The 15,543-nt window shown below is 55.1% G+C and carries 19 protein-coding genes; 17 read left to right on the top strand and 2 right to left on the bottom strand.

Annotated features, from left to right (window positions below):
* Nucleotides 1-52 precede the first annotated feature (52 nt).
* Complete coding sequence (gene amyA, locus ACLJPQ_RS06330; RefSeq protein WP_080184625.1) at nt 53-1,537, top strand: alpha-amylase; 1,485 nt, start codon at nt 53-55, stop codon at nt 1,535-1,537.
* A 39-nt stretch (nt 1,538-1,576) separates the two neighbouring features.
* Here amyA and yedD read toward each other — a convergent pair whose 3' ends face one another.
* A complete protein-coding gene (gene yedD, locus ACLJPQ_RS06325) occupies nt 1,577-1,990 on the bottom strand; it encodes a lipoprotein YedD (protein ID WP_000754694.1) in 414 nt (137 codons plus the stop codon).
* A 185-nt stretch (nt 1,991-2,175) separates the two neighbouring features.
* Between yedD and yedE the strand changes: the two genes are divergently transcribed.
* The 3 genes from yedE to ACLJPQ_RS06310 all read left to right on the top strand — a co-directional run bounded on the left by yedE (nt 2,176) and on the right by ACLJPQ_RS06310 (nt 4,258).
* Nucleotides 2,176-3,381 carry a selenium metabolism membrane protein YedE/FdhT gene (gene yedE / locus ACLJPQ_RS06320; RefSeq protein ID WP_023253745.1) on the top strand — a complete coding sequence of 402 codons (1,206 nt, stop codon included), beginning with the start codon at nt 2,176-2,178 and terminating at the stop codon, nt 3,379-3,381.
* On the top strand, nt 3,378-3,611 hold the full coding sequence (yedF, locus tag ACLJPQ_RS06315; protein ID WP_000790504.1) for a sulfurtransferase-like selenium metabolism protein YedF: 234 nt from the start codon (nt 3,378-3,380) through the stop codon (nt 3,609-3,611). The genes yedE and yedF overlap by 4 nt, the downstream gene beginning before the upstream one ends.
* A gap of 293 nt (nt 3,612-3,904) precedes the next feature.
* Entirely contained in the window at nt 3,905-4,258 is a 354-nt protein-coding gene (locus tag ACLJPQ_RS06310; RefSeq protein ID WP_000590435.1) for a hypothetical protein, read from the top strand.
* Nucleotides 4,259-4,378: 120 nt separating this feature from the next.
* Here ACLJPQ_RS06310 and fliE read toward each other — a convergent pair whose 3' ends face one another.
* Nucleotides 4,379-4,693 (bottom strand): flagellar hook-basal body complex protein FliE, encoded by a 315-nt coding sequence (gene fliE / locus ACLJPQ_RS06305; RefSeq protein ID WP_000719042.1) that lies wholly within the window; start codon nt 4,691-4,693, stop codon nt 4,379-4,381.
* Between the two features lie 216 nt (nt 4,694-4,909).
* On the opposite strand from fliE, the gene fliF reads away from it, so the two are divergent.
* From fliF to fliR, 13 genes are all read left to right on the top strand, one after another.
* Nucleotides 4,910-6,592 carry a flagellar basal-body MS-ring/collar protein FliF gene (gene fliF, locus ACLJPQ_RS06300; RefSeq protein WP_001276828.1) on the top strand — a complete coding sequence of 561 codons (1,683 nt, stop codon included), beginning with the start codon at nt 4,910-4,912 and terminating at the stop codon, nt 6,590-6,592.
* A complete protein-coding gene (fliG, locus tag ACLJPQ_RS06295; protein WP_000067735.1) occupies nt 6,585-7,580 on the top strand; it encodes a flagellar motor switch protein FliG in 996 nt (331 codons plus the stop codon). Before fliF ends, fliG begins: the two co-directional genes overlap by 8 nt.
* Nucleotides 7,573-8,280, top strand: coding sequence for a flagellar assembly protein FliH (gene fliH, locus ACLJPQ_RS06290; RefSeq protein WP_000064158.1), 708 nt, complete (start codon nt 7,573-7,575; stop codon nt 8,278-8,280). The genes fliG and fliH overlap by 8 nt, the downstream gene beginning before the upstream one ends.
* Entirely contained in the window at nt 8,280-9,650 is a 1,371-nt protein-coding gene (gene fliI / locus ACLJPQ_RS06285) for a flagellar protein export ATPase FliI (RefSeq protein WP_079954388.1), read from the top strand. Before fliH ends, fliI begins: the two co-directional genes overlap by 1 nt.
* A gap of 21 nt (nt 9,651-9,671) precedes the next feature.
* On the top strand, nt 9,672-10,115 hold the full coding sequence (fliJ, locus tag ACLJPQ_RS06280; protein WP_000046981.1) for a flagellar export protein FliJ: 444 nt from the start codon (nt 9,672-9,674) through the stop codon (nt 10,113-10,115).
* Complete coding sequence (fliK, locus tag ACLJPQ_RS06275; protein WP_079954389.1) at nt 10,112-11,335, top strand: flagellar hook length control protein FliK; 1,224 nt, start codon at nt 10,112-10,114, stop codon at nt 11,333-11,335. Before fliJ ends, fliK begins: the two co-directional genes overlap by 4 nt.
* A 104-nt stretch (nt 11,336-11,439) precedes the next feature.
* Nucleotides 11,440-11,907 carry a flagellar basal body-associated protein FliL gene (gene fliL / locus ACLJPQ_RS06270; protein ID WP_000132169.1) on the top strand — a complete coding sequence of 156 codons (468 nt, stop codon included), beginning with the start codon at nt 11,440-11,442 and terminating at the stop codon, nt 11,905-11,907.
* Nucleotides 11,908-11,911: 4 nt separating this feature from the next.
* Nucleotides 11,912-12,916, top strand: a complete 1,005-nt coding sequence (fliM, locus tag ACLJPQ_RS06265; protein WP_000502811.1) for a flagellar motor switch protein FliM — start codon at nt 11,912-11,914, stop codon at nt 12,914-12,916.
* On the top strand, nt 12,913-13,326 hold the full coding sequence (gene fliN, locus ACLJPQ_RS06260; RefSeq protein WP_001282111.1) for a flagellar motor switch protein FliN: 414 nt from the start codon (nt 12,913-12,915) through the stop codon (nt 13,324-13,326). The genes fliM and fliN overlap by 4 nt, the downstream gene beginning before the upstream one ends.
* Complete coding sequence (fliO, locus tag ACLJPQ_RS06255) at nt 13,326-13,703, top strand: flagellar biosynthetic protein FliO (RefSeq protein WP_000978276.1); 378 nt, start codon at nt 13,326-13,328, stop codon at nt 13,701-13,703. The genes fliN and fliO overlap by 1 nt, the downstream gene beginning before the upstream one ends.
* Entirely contained in the window at nt 13,703-14,440 is a 738-nt protein-coding gene (fliP, locus tag ACLJPQ_RS06250; protein WP_001253411.1) for a flagellar type III secretion system pore protein FliP, read from the top strand. The genes fliO and fliP overlap by 1 nt, the downstream gene beginning before the upstream one ends.
* A 9-nt stretch (nt 14,441-14,449) precedes the next feature.
* Nucleotides 14,450-14,719: a flagellar biosynthesis protein FliQ gene (fliQ, locus tag ACLJPQ_RS06245; protein WP_000187355.1), complete on the top strand. Its 270-nt coding sequence runs from the start codon at nt 14,450-14,452 to the stop codon at nt 14,717-14,719.
* An 8-nt stretch (nt 14,720-14,727) separates the two neighbouring features.
* Nucleotides 14,728-15,522: a flagellar biosynthetic protein FliR gene (fliR, locus tag ACLJPQ_RS06240; protein ID WP_023201531.1), complete on the top strand. Its 795-nt coding sequence runs from the start codon at nt 14,728-14,730 to the stop codon at nt 15,520-15,522.
* The last annotated feature ends 21 nt before the right edge of the window (nt 15,523-15,543 follow it).

The following is a 15,543-nucleotide window of genomic DNA, read 5'->3' as shown; positions in this document are numbered from 1 at the left end:
AAAATTCTTCCATACTCCAGAGGTCGGCTAAACGACTTCTGGAGCACGGAAGATGAAAAACCCCACGTTATTGCAGTACTTCCACTGGTATTATCCCGACGGCGGTAAACTCTGGTCTGAGCTGGCGGAACGTGCTGATGGGCTGAATGATATCGGTATCAATATGGTCTGGCTACCGCCCGCCTGTAAAGGCGCCTCCGGCGGCTATTCCGTAGGCTATGATACCTACGACCTGTTTGACCTCGGCGAATTTGACCAAAAAGGAACTATCGCGACAAAGTACGGCGATAAACGCCAGTTACTGACGGCGATAGACGCGCTCAAAAAAAATAATATTGCGGTGCTGCTCGACGTCGTCGTGAACCACAAAATGGGCGCAGACGAAAAAGAACGTATTCGCGTTCAGCGCGTGAATCAGGATGACCGCACGCAAATCGATGACAACATCATTGAATGCGAAGGCTGGACGCGCTACACCTTCCCTGCCCGCGCGGGCCAGTATTCCAACTTTATTTGGGACTATCACTGTTTCAGCGGCATTGATCACATCGAGAATCCCGACGAAGACGGCATTTTTAAGATCGTCAATGACTATACCGGCGATGGCTGGAACGATCAGGTTGATGATGAGATGGGTAATTTCGACTATCTGATGGGTGAAAATATCGATTTTCGCAATCACGCGGTTACGGAAGAGATTAAATATTGGGCTCGTTGGGTCATGGAACAAACCCACTGTGACGGCTTTCGCCTGGACGCGGTAAAACATATACCCGCCTGGTTTTATAAAGAATGGATTGAGCATGTACAGGCGGTTGCACCAAAACCGCTGTTTATTGTCGCAGAATACTGGTCGCATGAAGTGGATAAACTGAAAACGTACATCGATCAGGTCGACGGGAAAACCATGCTGTTCGACGCGCCGTTGCAGATGAAATTTCACGAGGCCTCGCGCCAGGGCGCGGAGTATGACATGCGCCACATATTCACCGGCACTCTGGTAGAAGCCGACCCTTTTCATGCGGTGACGCTGGTCGCTAACCACGATACACAACCGTTACAGGCGCTGGAAGCGCCGGTAGAACCCTGGTTCAAACCATTGGCCTATGCGCTGATCCTGCTTCGTGAAAACGGCGTGCCGTCGGTGTTTTATCCCGATTTATACGGCGCCAGCTATGAGGATAAAGGCGAAAATGGCGAGACCTGTCGGGTCGACATGCCGGTGATTAACCAACTGGATCGGCTGATCCTCGCTCGTCAGCGTTTTGCGCACGGTATACAAACACTCTTTTTCGATCATCCTAACTGTATCGCCTTTAGTCGCAGCGGTACTGAAGAGAATCCAGGCTGTGTGGTCGTACTTTCCAATGGCGACGACGGTGAAAAAACCCTCCTGCTCGGCGACAATTACGCTAACAAGACCTGGCGTGATTTTCTGGGAAACCGCAGTGAGCATGTTGTAACTAATAATCAAGGCGAAGCGACGTTCTTCTGCAACGCAGGCAGCGTCAGCGTGTGGGTCATTGAGGACGTGTGATGAGCGTTCCCGGCGGCAGAGCGCTGCCGGGAAGCGAAATTACGGCAGCGGCGTCGGCAGCGGCGTTTTTTCTAACGCGGCGGCGCATTCCGGCGTCGGACGAGCGACCCGTTGCAGCGTCATGCCATCATATTCCAGGGTATTCCCGTCGCGCTCAATCTCATAGAGCTCACGCTTAACCGTAACATTGGTTAAGTCATCGGAGAGCATGGTCAGCTTGCCCGGCAGAGCAATAACGCGCTGCCACTGGCGGCAGTCCAGCGTATCGCCTTCTTTAGTCACCACCAGGCTGGCGATAGCTTCAGGGCTCACCAGCTTACGTTGCGGGCCTTTTGACTGCCAGTACCCTTCCAGACCGGCCGGCGCGGGCGTTTTCACCACATCATTATAGTTTTCCACCTCGGCGCATCCGGCCAGAACCAGCAATGCGCCAACGATCGCTACTTTTTTCATCATTCATCCTGCATCAGAAGAAAGAAGAATTGTGGCATTAAAGCCCTGACGCCGCCAGCCTTTCCAGGCGCTGGCCGCAATTTGATCCAGTCGGTATTACCGCTTATTAGGTGTAGGCAAATTCTGTGATCGGTGTAGTATGCGCACTTCTTGTTTCACACCTTCTGAGTTCAGAGGCTAAACACATGTCATGGCAACACTTCAAGCAAACCTGGTTAATTAAATTCTGGGCGCCGGCCCCTGCGGTGATCGCAGCCGGTATTCTCTCTACCTACTATTTTGGCATCACCGGCACGTTCTGGGCCGTGACGGGCGAATTTACCCGCTGGGGCGGGCAAATTTTGCAGCTTTTTGGCGTTCATGCCGAACAGTGGGGCTACTACAAGCTGATTCATCTGGAAGGTACGCCGCTGACGCGTATCGACGGCATGATGATCCTCGGCATGTTCGGCGGCTGTTTCGCCGCGGCACTGTGGGCCAACAACGTAAAACTGCGTATGCCGCGCAGCCGAATCCGTATCGTACAGGCGGTGGTCGGAGGCATTATCGCTGGCTTCGGCGCGCGTCTGGCGATGGGGTGTAACCTGGCCGCCTTTTTTACCGGGATCCCGCAGTTCTCCCTACACGCGTGGTTCTTTGCGCTGGCGACCGCTATCGGTTCCTGGTTCGGCGCCCGCTTTACGTTGCTGCCGATATTTCGCATACCGGTGAAAATGCAAAAGGTCTCCGCGGCTTCGCCACTGACGCAGAAACCGGATCAGGCAAGACGGCGTTTCAGGCTCGGTATGCTGGTCTTTATCGGCATGATTGGCTGGGCGTTATTAACGGCAATGCATCAGCCGAAACTGGGGCTGGCGATGCTGTTCGGCGTCGGGTTTGGGCTGCTGATCGAGCGCGCGCAAATCTGCTTTACTTCGGCCTTTCGCGACCTGTGGATCTCCGGACGCGCCCATATGGCGAAAGCGATTATTTTCGGCATGGCGGTCAGCGCCATTGGTATTTTCAGCTACGTGCAGTTGGGCGTTGCACCTAAAATTATGTGGGCTGGCCCGAATGCGGTCATTGGCGGACTGCTGTTCGGTTTTGGCATCGTGCTGGCGGGCGGCTGCGAAACCGGCTGGATGTACCGCGCCGTAGAAGGCCAGGTGCATTACTGGTGGGTGGGCCTCGGCAATGTCATCGGTTCGACCATCCTGGCTTACTACTGGGATGATTTCGCGCCCGCGCTGGCGACCAGTTGGGATAAAGTTAACCTGCTGAATACCTTTGGTCCGCTGGGCGGTCTGCTGGTCACCTACCTGTTGTTATTTACCGCGCTGATGTTAATTATCGGCTGGGAAAAACGTTTTTTCCGCCGTGCGGGGCTGACGCCTGCTAAGGAATCTGTATGAAAAATATCGTCCCTGATTACCGTCTGGATATGGTTGGCGAACCTTGCCCGTACCCGGCGGTCGCCACTCTGGAAGCGATGCCGCAGCTAAAAAAAGGTGAGATCCTGGAAGTGGTGAGCGACTGTCCGCAGTCCATTAATAATATTCCACTGGATGCGCGCAATCATGGCTATACGGTGCTGGATATCCAACAGGATGGCCCGACAATTCGTTATCTGATTCAAAAATAAGCGCATACTCCCGCTGTACGTTACGGCGGGAGACCTTTTACGGCATAACCGGCAAAAATCTACAACGCATAAAAGAAATCAGACAAGGTCGTCTTGTGCGCCGTGGCATAAATCTATTATATAACGTATACCGTTTTAATTTTGTCTGAGCCGATGAAAAATCCAGGGTTATTTTAATCAAAACATAAAACAATTATTATTTTCCCTCTACGCCATAAAAGACTATCAGGTATTTATATTTTTACTCACTGACACCATCAGGTGATGATTTATGCACAGCAGAAGCCCAAAAAATGATAAAAATTATTTTCATCTCCATTATTGGAGTCGTCTGTCTTGCCGCTGCCCGTTACTCACCCGTCACAGTGGTCAATGCACATCCGAGCGCCATTGCCCGCTGTCTCGCTGATAATCTGTCCCCGTATGGGTATATACTGGATCTCCATGAAACAGATATTCCAGGCATTAATAAAGAATTTACCGTGTATTATCGCAACGGCGCATATATTGCAGGAACATTCTGGATTGCAAACTCAATGACAATCGCGTCAGAACGAATAGTAGGAATGAATGGCGTCAGTAAACAGGCGTACCCTATTTTTAATAAGTCCCTGCAACAATGTGCAACCCGCTTATCAATAAAATGAGCGCGCCTCGCAAAAAACAAGCCCACATAATCACGCACTGGTTGCATGGGCGTCGCGTCCCCCGCCGCTGACTTAGGTAAGCGCCCGGGAGTTCGCTGCGGATGTGTTGTCAACCCTGGCTTAAACCTGCATGGACATGACTTCCTGATACGCGGCGACCAGCTTGTTGCGCACCTGAATCCCCATTTGCATAGAGACGGACGCTTTTTGCATATCAGCCATCACGTCATTAAGCGCAATGCCCGGCTCACCCAGAGTGAATTTTTCCGCCTGAACGCGCGCCGCCGTTTGTCTGTCGCTAATACGATCCAGCGCAGCATGTAGCTGGCCGGCAAAACTCACCGTCGACTGCGAGTGTGTTTCTTGCCCGCTTGCGGCCATCGCCGTCGCCTGTAACTGGCTAATAACCCCTTCAATCCCCTGTATTGCTGCCATGTTATTCCCCTGGATGATTTTTTACGCAGCAGAGATTACCAGTTTGTCAATAAGATAAAGGCGTTAAATAACGATAAAAAACCTCGGTTTTTAGCGCATAGAAAAATTCGAAACCACAAATAATGAGACCGTCAATTTTTCGAGTTTGCTGACCCGGGAGTGAGTCTTGTTCCACTTTGCAAAAAACGCCGTCCACGATCAGTCACGAGGTGCGAGATGAGTGCGACTGCATCGACTGCAACCCAACCTAAACCTCTCGAGTGGCTTAATCGCCTACGCGCGAATCCCCGAATTCCGTTAATTGTGGCGGGTTCCGCCGCCGTGGCGATCGTCGTTGCGATGGTGCTGTGGGCCAAAACGCCCGATTACCGCACGCTATTTAGCAACCTTTCCGATCAGGACGGCGGCGCGATCGTCGCGCAGTTGACACAGATGAATATCCCCTATCGCTTTGCCAATGGCAGCGGCGCGATTGAAGTGCCCGCCGACAAAGTGCATGAACTGCGTCTGCGTCTGGCGCAGCAGGGGCTGCCTAAAGGCGGCGCGGTAGGCTTTGAACTGCTTGATCAGGAAAAATTCGGTATCAGTCAGTTCAGCGAGCAGGTGAATTATCAGCGCGCGCTGGAAGGTGAACTGGCCCGGACGATCGAGACGCTGGGTCCGGTAAAAAGCGCTCGCGTTCACCTGGCGATGCCAAAGCCGTCGCTATTTGTGCGGGAACAAAAATCCCCTTCCGCCTCCGTCACCGTCACACTGGAACCGGGCCGGGCGCTGGATGAAGGACAAATTAGCGCCGTGGTACATCTGGTTTCCAGCGCTGTCGCCGGTTTGCCGCCAGGAAACGTCACTCTGGTCGATCAATCCGGTCATCTACTCACGCAATCCAATACCAGCGGTCGCGACCTTAATGACGCGCAATTAAAATTTGCTAATGATGTGGAAAGCCGCATCCAACGCCGTATCGAAGCCATTCTGTCGCCTATCGTCGGGAACGGTAATGTTCACGCTCAGGTAACCGCCCAGTTGGATTTTGCCAATAAAGAACAGACGGAAGAGCACTACAGCCCGAACGGCGATGCGTCGAAGGCCACCCTGCGTTCACGTCAGTTGAATATTAGCGAACAGGTAGGCGCGGGCTATCCCGGCGGCGTGCCTGGCGCGCTGTCGAACCAACCAGCGCCGCCTAACGAGGCGCCGATCGCCACGCCGCCGACCAATCAACAAAACGCGCAGAATACGCCACAAACCAGCACCAGTACCAACAGTAACAACGCTGGCCCGCGCAATACGCAGCGTAATGAAACCAGTAACTACGAAGTGGACCGCACCATTCGTCACACCAAAATGAATGTGGGCGATATTGAGCGCCTCTCCGTGGCCGTCGTGGTGAATTACAAAACGCTGGCGGATGGCAAACCGCTGCCATTAACCGCCGATCAGATGAAACAGATCGAGGATCTAACCCGTGAGGCGATGGGTTTTTCTGATAAACGCGGCGATACGCTAAACGTGGTGAATTCACCGTTTAGCGCAGTGGATAACACCGGCGGCGAACTGCCCTTCTGGCAACAGCAGTCCTTTATCGATCAGTTGCTCGCGGCAGGTCGCTGGTTGCTGGTGCTGGTGGTGGCCTGGATTCTGTGGCGCAAAGCGGTACGTCCGCAGTTGACGCGCCGCGTTGAAGAAGCGAAAGCGGCGCAGGAACAGGCACAGGTTCGCCAGGAAACCGAAGAAGCCGTGGAAGTACGCCTTAGCAAAGACGAGCAGCTCCAGCAACGCCGGGCTAACCAGCGTCTGGGCGCCGAGGTGATGAGCCAGCGTATTCGCGAAATGTCAGACAACGATCCGCGCGTGGTGGCGCTGGTCATTCGCCAGTGGATGAGTAACGATCATGAGTAATCTTAGCGGTACCGATAAAAGCGTCATTTTGTTGATGACCATTGGCGAAGACCGGGCGGCAGAGGTGTTTAAACACCTCTCCACCCGCGAAGTGCAGGCGCTAAGTACGGCGATGGCTAACGTGCGTCAGATCTCCAACAAACAACTGACGGACGTACTATCAGAGTTTGAGCAAGAAGCGGAGCAGTTCGCCGCGCTGAATATCAACGCCAACGAATACCTGCGCTCCGTACTGGTTAAAGCGCTGGGCGAAGAACGCGCCTCCAGCCTGCTGGAAGATATTCTGGAAACGCGCGATACCACCAGCGGTATCGAAACGCTCAACTTTATGGAACCGCAGAGTGCCGCCGACCTGATTCGCGACGAGCACCCGCAGATTATCGCCACCATTCTGGTCCACCTCAAACGCAGTCAGGCCGCCGATATTCTGGCGCTGTTTGACGAGCGTCTGCGTCATGATGTGATGCTGCGTATCGCGACATTTGGCGGCGTACAGCCGGCGGCGCTGGCGGAGTTGACCGAAGTGCTGAATGGCCTGCTCGACGGTCAGAACCTGAAACGCAGCAAAATGGGTGGCGTAAGAACCGCGGCAGAAATTATCAACCTGATGAAAACGCAGCAGGAAGAAGCGGTTATTACCGCTGTGCGCGAATTCGACGGCGAACTGGCGCAGAAAATCATCGACGAGATGTTCCTGTTCGAAAATCTGGTGGATGTGGACGATCGCAGTATCCAGCGTCTGCTGCAGGAAGTGGATTCCGAATCGCTACTGATCGCTCTGAAAGGCGCCGAACCGCCATTACGCGAGAAGTTCCTGCGCAATATGTCCCAGCGCGCCGCCGATATCCTGCGCGACGACCTTGCCAACCGTGGCCCGGTTCGTCTGTCTCAGGTGGAAAACGAGCAGAAAGCGATTCTGCTTATTGTGCGTCGTCTGGCGGAAACCGGCGAAATGGTGATTGGCAGCGGCGAGGATACCTATGTCTAATGAATTGCCGTGGCAAGTCTGGACCCCCGACGATCTCGCCCCGCCGCCGGAGACGTTTGTGCCGGTTGAGGCTGATAACGTGACCTTGACAGACGATACGCCGGAGCCCGAACTCACTGCCGAACAGCAGCTGGAGCAGGAGCTGGCGCAGCTAAAAATACAGGCCCATGAACAAGGTTATAACGCCGGGCTGGCGGAGGGACGGCAAAAAGGACACGCGCAGGGATACCAGGAAGGGTTAGCGCAGGGGCTGGAGCAAGGACAAGCCCAGGCGCAGACGCAGCAGGCGCCGATTCATGCCCGTATGCAGCAGTTAGTGAGCGAGTTTCAGAACACGCTTGACGCGCTCGATAGCGTTATCGCCTCACGGCTGATGCAAATGGCCCTGGAGGCTGCGCGTCAGGTCATCGGCCAAACGCCGGCGGTGGACAACTCGGCGCTGATTAAACAGATCCAACAACTGTTGCAGCAAGAGCCGCTCTTTAGCGGCAAGCCGCAGTTGCGCGTGCATCCGGACGACTTACAGCGGGTGGAAGAGATGCTGGGCGCCACGCTCAGTCTTCACGGATGGAGGTTACGCGGCGATCCAACGTTGCATCACGGCGGGTGTAAAGTCTCTGCCGATGAGGGCGATCTGGACGCCAGCGTCGCTACTCGCTGGCAAGAGTTGTGTCGCCTGGCGGCGCCGGGAGTGCTCTGATGACCACGCGCCTGACCCGCTGGCTTACCGCGCTCGACAACTTTGAAGCCAAAATGGCGTTATTGCCGGCGGTGCGTCGTTATGGACGTTTAACCCGCGCCACTGGCCTGGTACTGGAGGCCACCGGTCTCCAGCTTCCGCTGGGCGCCACCTGCATTATTGAGCGCCAGGACGGCCCTGAAACCAAAGAGGTGGAATCGGAAGTCGTCGGTTTTAACGGCCAGCGTCTGTTTTTAATGCCGCTGGAAGAGGTCGAAGGCATTCTGCCCGGTGCCCGCGTTTACGCCCGTAACGGGCATGGCGACGGTCTGCAAAGCGGCAAACAGCTACCGCTCGGCCCGGCCCTGCTTGGTCGGGTGCTGGATGGCGGCGGTAAACCGCTCGACGGACTGCCTGCGCCGGATACGCTGGAAACCGGCGCGTTAATCACGCCGCCGTTTAACCCGCTACAGCGAACGCCAATCGAACATGTGTTGGATACCGGCGTACGCGCTATCAACGCGTTGTTAACCGTAGGGCGCGGTCAGCGTATGGGACTCTTTGCCGGTTCCGGCGTCGGTAAGTCGGTTCTGCTTGGCATGATGGCGCGCTACACGCGGGCGGACGTGATTGTCGTGGGACTTATCGGCGAACGTGGCCGCGAAGTTAAAGATTTTATCGAAAATATTCTCGGCCCCGACGGCCGCGCGCGTTCGGTGGTGATCGCCGCCCCGGCGGATGTTTCGCCACTGCTGCGAATGCAGGGCGCCGCCTATGCCACCCGCATCGCCGAAGACTTTCGCGATCGCGGACAGCATGTGTTGCTGATTATGGATTCGCTGACGCGCTATGCGATGGCACAGCGTGAAATTGCGCTGGCAATCGGCGAACCGCCAGCCACCAAAGGTTATCCGCCCTCGGTGTTCGCAAAGCTACCGGCGCTGGTCGAGCGTGCCGGTAATGGTATCCATGGCGGCGGCTCTATCACCGCGTTTTATACCGTGTTGACCGAGGGGGACGACCAACAAGATCCCATTGCCGACTCGGCACGCGCAATCCTCGACGGACACATTGTCTTGTCCCGCCGTCTGGCGGAGGCCGGGCACTATCCGGCCATTGATATCGAGGCGTCAATCAGCCGGGCGATGACCGCGCTCATTACCGAGCAGCACTATGCGCGGGTACGGCTATTTAAACAGTTGCTTTCCAGTTTCCAGCGTAACCGCGATCTGGTCAGCGTCGGCGCCTATGCCAAAGGTAGCGATCCGATGCTCGATAAAGCCATTACCTTATGGCCGCAACTGGAAGCGTTTTTACAGCAAGGCATTTTTGAACGGGCCGACTGGGAGGACTCTCTGCAGGCGCTCGATTTAATTTTCCCGACGGAGTGATAAAGCAGGAGGGCGACGATCATGGCACAACATGGCGCTCTGGAAACACTCAAAGATCTGGCCGAAAAAGAGGTAGATGACGCGGCGCGTTTACTGGGCGAAATGCGTCGCGGCTGCCAACAGGCGGAAGAACAGCTCAAAATGCTGATCGATTATCAGAATGAGTATCGCAGTAATTTGAACACCGATATGGGCAACGGCATCGCCAGTAATCGCTGGATCAACTATCAGCAGTTTATTCAGACACTGGAAAAGGCGATAGAGCAGCATCGCCTCCAGCTTACGCAGTGGACGCAAAAAGTCGACCTGGCGCTGAAGAGCTGGCGTGAGAAAAAGCAGCGACTTCAGGCCTGGCAAACCTTACAGGACCGACAAACCGCGGCAGCGCTGTTAGCTGAAAACCGCATGGATCAGAAAAAGATGGATGAATTTGCTCAGCGTGCAGCAATGAGGAAACCCGAATGATCACCCTGCCCCAACTGATCACCACCGATACCGACATGACCGCGGGTCTGACGTCAGGAAAAACCACCGGTTCAGCCGAGGACTTTCTGGCGCTACTGGCGGGCGCGTTAGGCGCAGACGGCGCACAGGGCAAAGACGCCCGCATCACGCTGGCCGATTTACAGGCGGCAGGCGGCAAGTTATCGAAAGAGCTACTGACCCAACATGGCGAGCCGGGCCAGGCGGTGAAGCTTGCCGACCTGCTGGCGCAAAAAGCGAATGCGACGGATGAAACGCTTACCGATCTGACACAAGCGCAGCATCTACTGTCTACGCTAACGCCATCGTTGAAAACCAGCGCTCTGGCCGCACTGAGTAAGACGGCGCAGCATGATGAGAAAACGCCCGCGCTGAGCGATGAGGATCTTGCCAGTCTGAGCGCCTTATTCGCCATGCTGCCCGGACAACCTGTCGCGACGCCTGTCGCCGGAGAGACGCCGGCTGAAAATCACATCGCCTTGCCGTCACTGTTGCGCGGCGACATGTCATCGGCGCCGCAGGAAGAGACACATACGCTCTCTTTTAGCGAGCATGAAAAAGGGAAAACCGAGGCGTCGCTTGCGCGCGCCAGCGACGATCGCGCCACGGGGCCAGCACTGACGCCGCTGGTGGTCGCTGCCACCGCGACCAGCGCGAAAGTGGAGGTGGATAGCCCGCCCGCGCCAGTAACGCATGGCGCGGCAATGCCGACGCTCAGCAGCGCCACGGCGCAACCGCAACCGCTACCTGTCGCCTCAGCCCCGGTACTCAGCGCGCCGTTAGGCAGCCATGAATGGCAGCAAACGTTCAGTCAGCAGGTCATGTTATTTACGCGTCAGGGACAGCAAAGCGCGCAGCTTCGATTGCATCCGGAAGAGTTAGGTCAGGTGCATATTTCGCTCAAGCTGGATGACAATCAGGCGCAACTCCAGATGGTATCGCCGCATAGCCATGTCCGCGCCGCGCTGGAAGCCGCCCTGCCCATGTTGCGCACTCAGTTGGCGGAAAGCGGCATTCAGTTGGGACAAAGCAGCATCAGTAGCGAAAGCTTTGCCGGACAGCAGCAGTCTTCATCGCAACAACAGTCTGCCCGCGCCCAACACACGGACGCGTTTGGCGCTGAAGATGACATAGCGTTAGCGGCGCCGGCCTCGCTTCAGGCCGCCGCGCGCGGCAATGGCGCAGTGGATATCTTCGCCTAACGCCAGAGGTAGCATGATTATCCGCGTCTTTTCCACGCTTTGTCGTGGACAGGACACGGGATAATCAGCCAATAAGCAGTACCGAAACAGGAAGCCCGTATCAGATGACTGACTCCGCGATTAACAAAAAGAGCAAACGCTCGATTTGGATACCTTTGCTGGTGTTGATTACCCTCGCCGCCTGCGCGACCGCCGGTTATAGCTACTGGCGTATGCAGCAGCAACCGACCACGAACGCTAAAGCGGAACCGGCTCCGCCGCCCGCGCCGGTATTTTTTGCGCTGGATACGTTTACCGTCAATCTGGGCGATGCGGATCGCGTGTTGTATATCGGCGTGACCCTGCGTCTGAAAGACGAAGCGACGCGCGCACGATTAAATGAATATCTGCCGGAAGTGCGCAGCCGTCTGCTGTTGTTATTTTCCCGTCAGAATGCCGCCGAGCTCTCAACAGAAGCTGGCAAACAAAAACTGATTGCCGCCATTAAAGAGACGCTGGCCGCGCCGCTCGTTGCCGGACAACCAAAACAGGTCGTCACTGACGTGCTTTATACAGCTTTTATTCTGCGGTAACGACATGGGCGATAGTATTCTTTCTCAGGCTGAAATCGATGCGCTGTTGAACGGCGACAGCGACACCAAAGACGAACCCACTCCCGGTATCGCAAGCGATAGCGATATTCGCCCTTACGATCCCAATACCCAGCGTCGCGTCGTGCGTGAACGCTTGCAGGCGCTGGAGATTATTAACGAGCGTTTCGCACGCCAGTTCCGGATGGGATTATTTAACCTGCTGCGCCGCAGCCCGGATATTACCGTGGGTGCCATACGTATTCAGCCGTATCACGAATTTGCGCGTAACCTGCCGGTACCGACCAACCTGAACCTGATCCACCTGAAGCCGCTACGCGGCACCGGGCTGGTGGTGTTCTCGCCGAGTCTGGTGTTTATTGCCGTCGATAACCTGTTCGGCGGCGACGGTCGTTTTCCGACCAAAGTCGAGGGCCGCGAGTTTACCCATACGGAACAGCGGGTCATCAACCGTATGCTGAAACTGGCGCTGGAAGGCTATAGCGACGCATGGAAAGCCATTAATCCGCTGGAAGTGGAGTATGTGCGTTCCGAAATGCAGGTGAAATTTACCAATATCACCACCTCGCCGAACGATATCGTCGTCAATACGCCGTTTCATGTGGAGATCGGCAATCTGACCGGTGAATTTAACATCTGTCTGCCATTTAGCATGATCGAGCCGCTGCGTGAGCTGTTGGTGAATCCGCCGCTGGAAAACTCGCGCCATGAAGATCAGAACTGGCGTGATAACCTGGTACGCCAGGTTCAGCACTCTGAACTGGAGCTGGTGGCCAATTTTGCCGATATTCCGTTACGTCTTTCCCAGATTTTGAAGCTGAAACCCGGCGATGTACTGCCGATTGAAAAACCCGACCGCATTATTGCTCATGTGGACGGCGTTCCGGTACTCACCAGCCAATATGGCACCGTAAACGGACAGTATGCGCTACGCGTAGAACATTTGATCAACCCAATTTTGAATTCGCTGAATGAGGAACAGCCCAAATGAGTGACATGAATAATCCGTCCGATGAGAATACTGGCGCATTGGATGATCTGTGGGCTGACGCGTTAAACGAGCAAAAAGCGACCACCAATAAAAGCGCCGCCGACGCGGTTTTCCAACAGCTTGGCGGCGGCGATGTCAGCGGTGCTATGCAGGATATCGATCTGATTATGGATATCCCGGTCAAACTGACCGTAGAGCTGGGCCGCACGCGAATGACCATTAAAGAACTGTTGCGTCTGACGCAGGGGTCGGTCGTCGCGCTGGACGGGCTGGCGGGCGAGCCGCTGGATATCCTGATTAATGGCTACCTGATTGCCCAGGGTGAAGTGGTCGTCGTGGCGGATAAATACGGCGTACGTATCACCGATATTATTACGCCATCCGAGCGTATGCGTCGTTTGAGTCGTTAATGATGAAGACAGAGGCCACGGTTTCTCAGCCCACCGCGCCAGCCGGATCGCCGCTCATGCAGGTGAGCGGCGCATTAATTGGCATTATTGCGCTCATTCTGGCGGCGGCCTGGGTGATTAAGCGTATGGGATTCGCGCCAAAAGGAAATAGCGTCCGGGGACTGAAGGTGTCAGCCAGCGCCTCGCTTGGCCCGCGCGAACGCGTGGTGATTGTCGAGGTCGAAAATGCGCGTCTGGTACTGGGCGTGACCGCCTCGCAGATCAACCTGCTGCACACCCTGCCGCCCGCGGAGAATGACACGGAAGCACCCGTTGCCCCACCGGCGGATTTCCAGAACATGATGAAGAGCTTACTCAAGCGTTCCGGGAGATCCTGATGCGCCGTTTGTTATTCCTTTCTCTGGCGGGTCTGTGGCTTTTTAGTCCCGCCGCCGCTGCGCAACTGCCGGGGCTTATCAGCCAACCATTAGCGGGCGGAGGCCAAAGCTGGTCATTATCCGTCCAGACGCTGGTTTTCATCACCTCGCTGACGTTTCTGCCGGCGATTTTACTGATGATGACGAGCTTCACGCGTATCATCATTGTTTTTGGCCTGTTGCGTAACGCGCTGGGCACGCCCTCGGCACCGCCAAATCAGGTGTTACTCGGGCTGGCGTTGTTTTTGACCTTTTTTATTATGTCGCCCGTCATTGACAAGATTTACGTGGATGCTTACCAGCCGTTTAGCGAGCAGAAAATTTCTATGCAGGAAGCGCTGGATAAAGGCGCGCAACCGTTACGCGCGTTCATGCTGCGCCAAACCCGCGAAGCCGATCTGGCGCTGTTTGCCCGTCTGGCCAACAGCGGTCCGTTACAGGGACCGGAAGCAGTACCGATGCGTATCCTCCTGCCCGCTTATGTCACCAGCGAATTAAAGACGGCGTTTCAGATCGGTTTTACGATTTTTATCCCTTTTTTGATTATCGACCTGGTGATCGCCAGCGTATTGATGGCGTTAGGGATGATGATGGTGCCGCCAGCGACAATCGCCCTACCGTTTAAGCTGATGCTGTTTGTGCTGGTCGATGGTTGGCAATTGCTTGTGGGGTCGCTGGCCCAAAGCTTTTACAGTTAGAGGCGCAAAATGACTCCTGAATCCGTCATGATGATGGGCACCGAGGCGATGAAAGTCGCTCTCGCCCTGGCTGCGCCGCTGTTACTCGTCGCGCTGATTACCGGCCTCATTATCAGCATCTTGCAGGCCGCGACTCAGATTAATGAAATGACGCTGTCGTTTATCCCTAAAATCGTCGCGGTATTCATCGCAATTATCGTTGCCGGCCCGTGGATGCTCAACCTGCTGCTGGATTACGTGCGCACTCTGTTCAGCAATTTACCTTATATCATCGGATAAACAGAACGATGATACAGGTTACAAGCGAGCAATGGCTATATTGGCTGCATCTCTATTTCTGGCCTTTGCTGCGCGTACTGGCGCTGATTTCAACGGCGCCAATTCTCAGCGAGCGCACTATTCCCAAGCGGGTAAAACTGGGGTTGGGAATAATGATTACCCTCGTTATCGCGCCGTCGCTACCAGCAAACGATACGCCGCTTTTTTCTATTGCCGCCTTATGGCTGGCGATGCAACAAATTCTGATCGGTATTGCGCTGGGATTTACCATGCAATTCGCCTTTGCGGCGGTGCGTACCGCAGGCGAGTTTATCGGTCTGCAAATGGGGCTTTCCTTTGCCACCTTCGTCGACCCGGGCAGCCACCTGAATATGCCGGTTCTGGCGCGTATTATGGATATGCTCGCCATGCTACTGTTTCTCACCTTTAATGGCCATTTGTGGCTTATTTCGCTGCTGGTCGATACCTTCCATACTCTGCCCATCGGTAGTAACCCGGTGAACAGTAATGCATTTATGGCGCTCGCCAGGGCCGGAGGGCTCATTTTCTTAAACGGACTGATGCTGGCATTGCCGGTCATTACCCTCCTGCTTACGCTCAACCTGGCGCTGGGGCTATTAAACCGCATGGCGCCGCAGCTCTCGATATTTGTTATCGGTTTCCCGCTTACCCTCACCGTCGGCATTATGCTGATGGCCGCGCTAATGCCATTAATTGCGCCGTTTTGCGAACATTTATTCAGCGAAATTTTCAATTTGCTTGCTGATATTGTTAGCGAGATGCCGATAAATAATAACCCATAATTTTTATCCTGTTTTACTAAG

This window comes from Salmonella sp. SAL04213, from assembly GCF_046550535.1.
Lineage (GTDB): Bacteria > Pseudomonadota > Gammaproteobacteria > Enterobacterales > Enterobacteriaceae > Salmonella > Salmonella enterica.
This window is presented reverse-complemented; position numbering and strand designations above follow the sequence as displayed.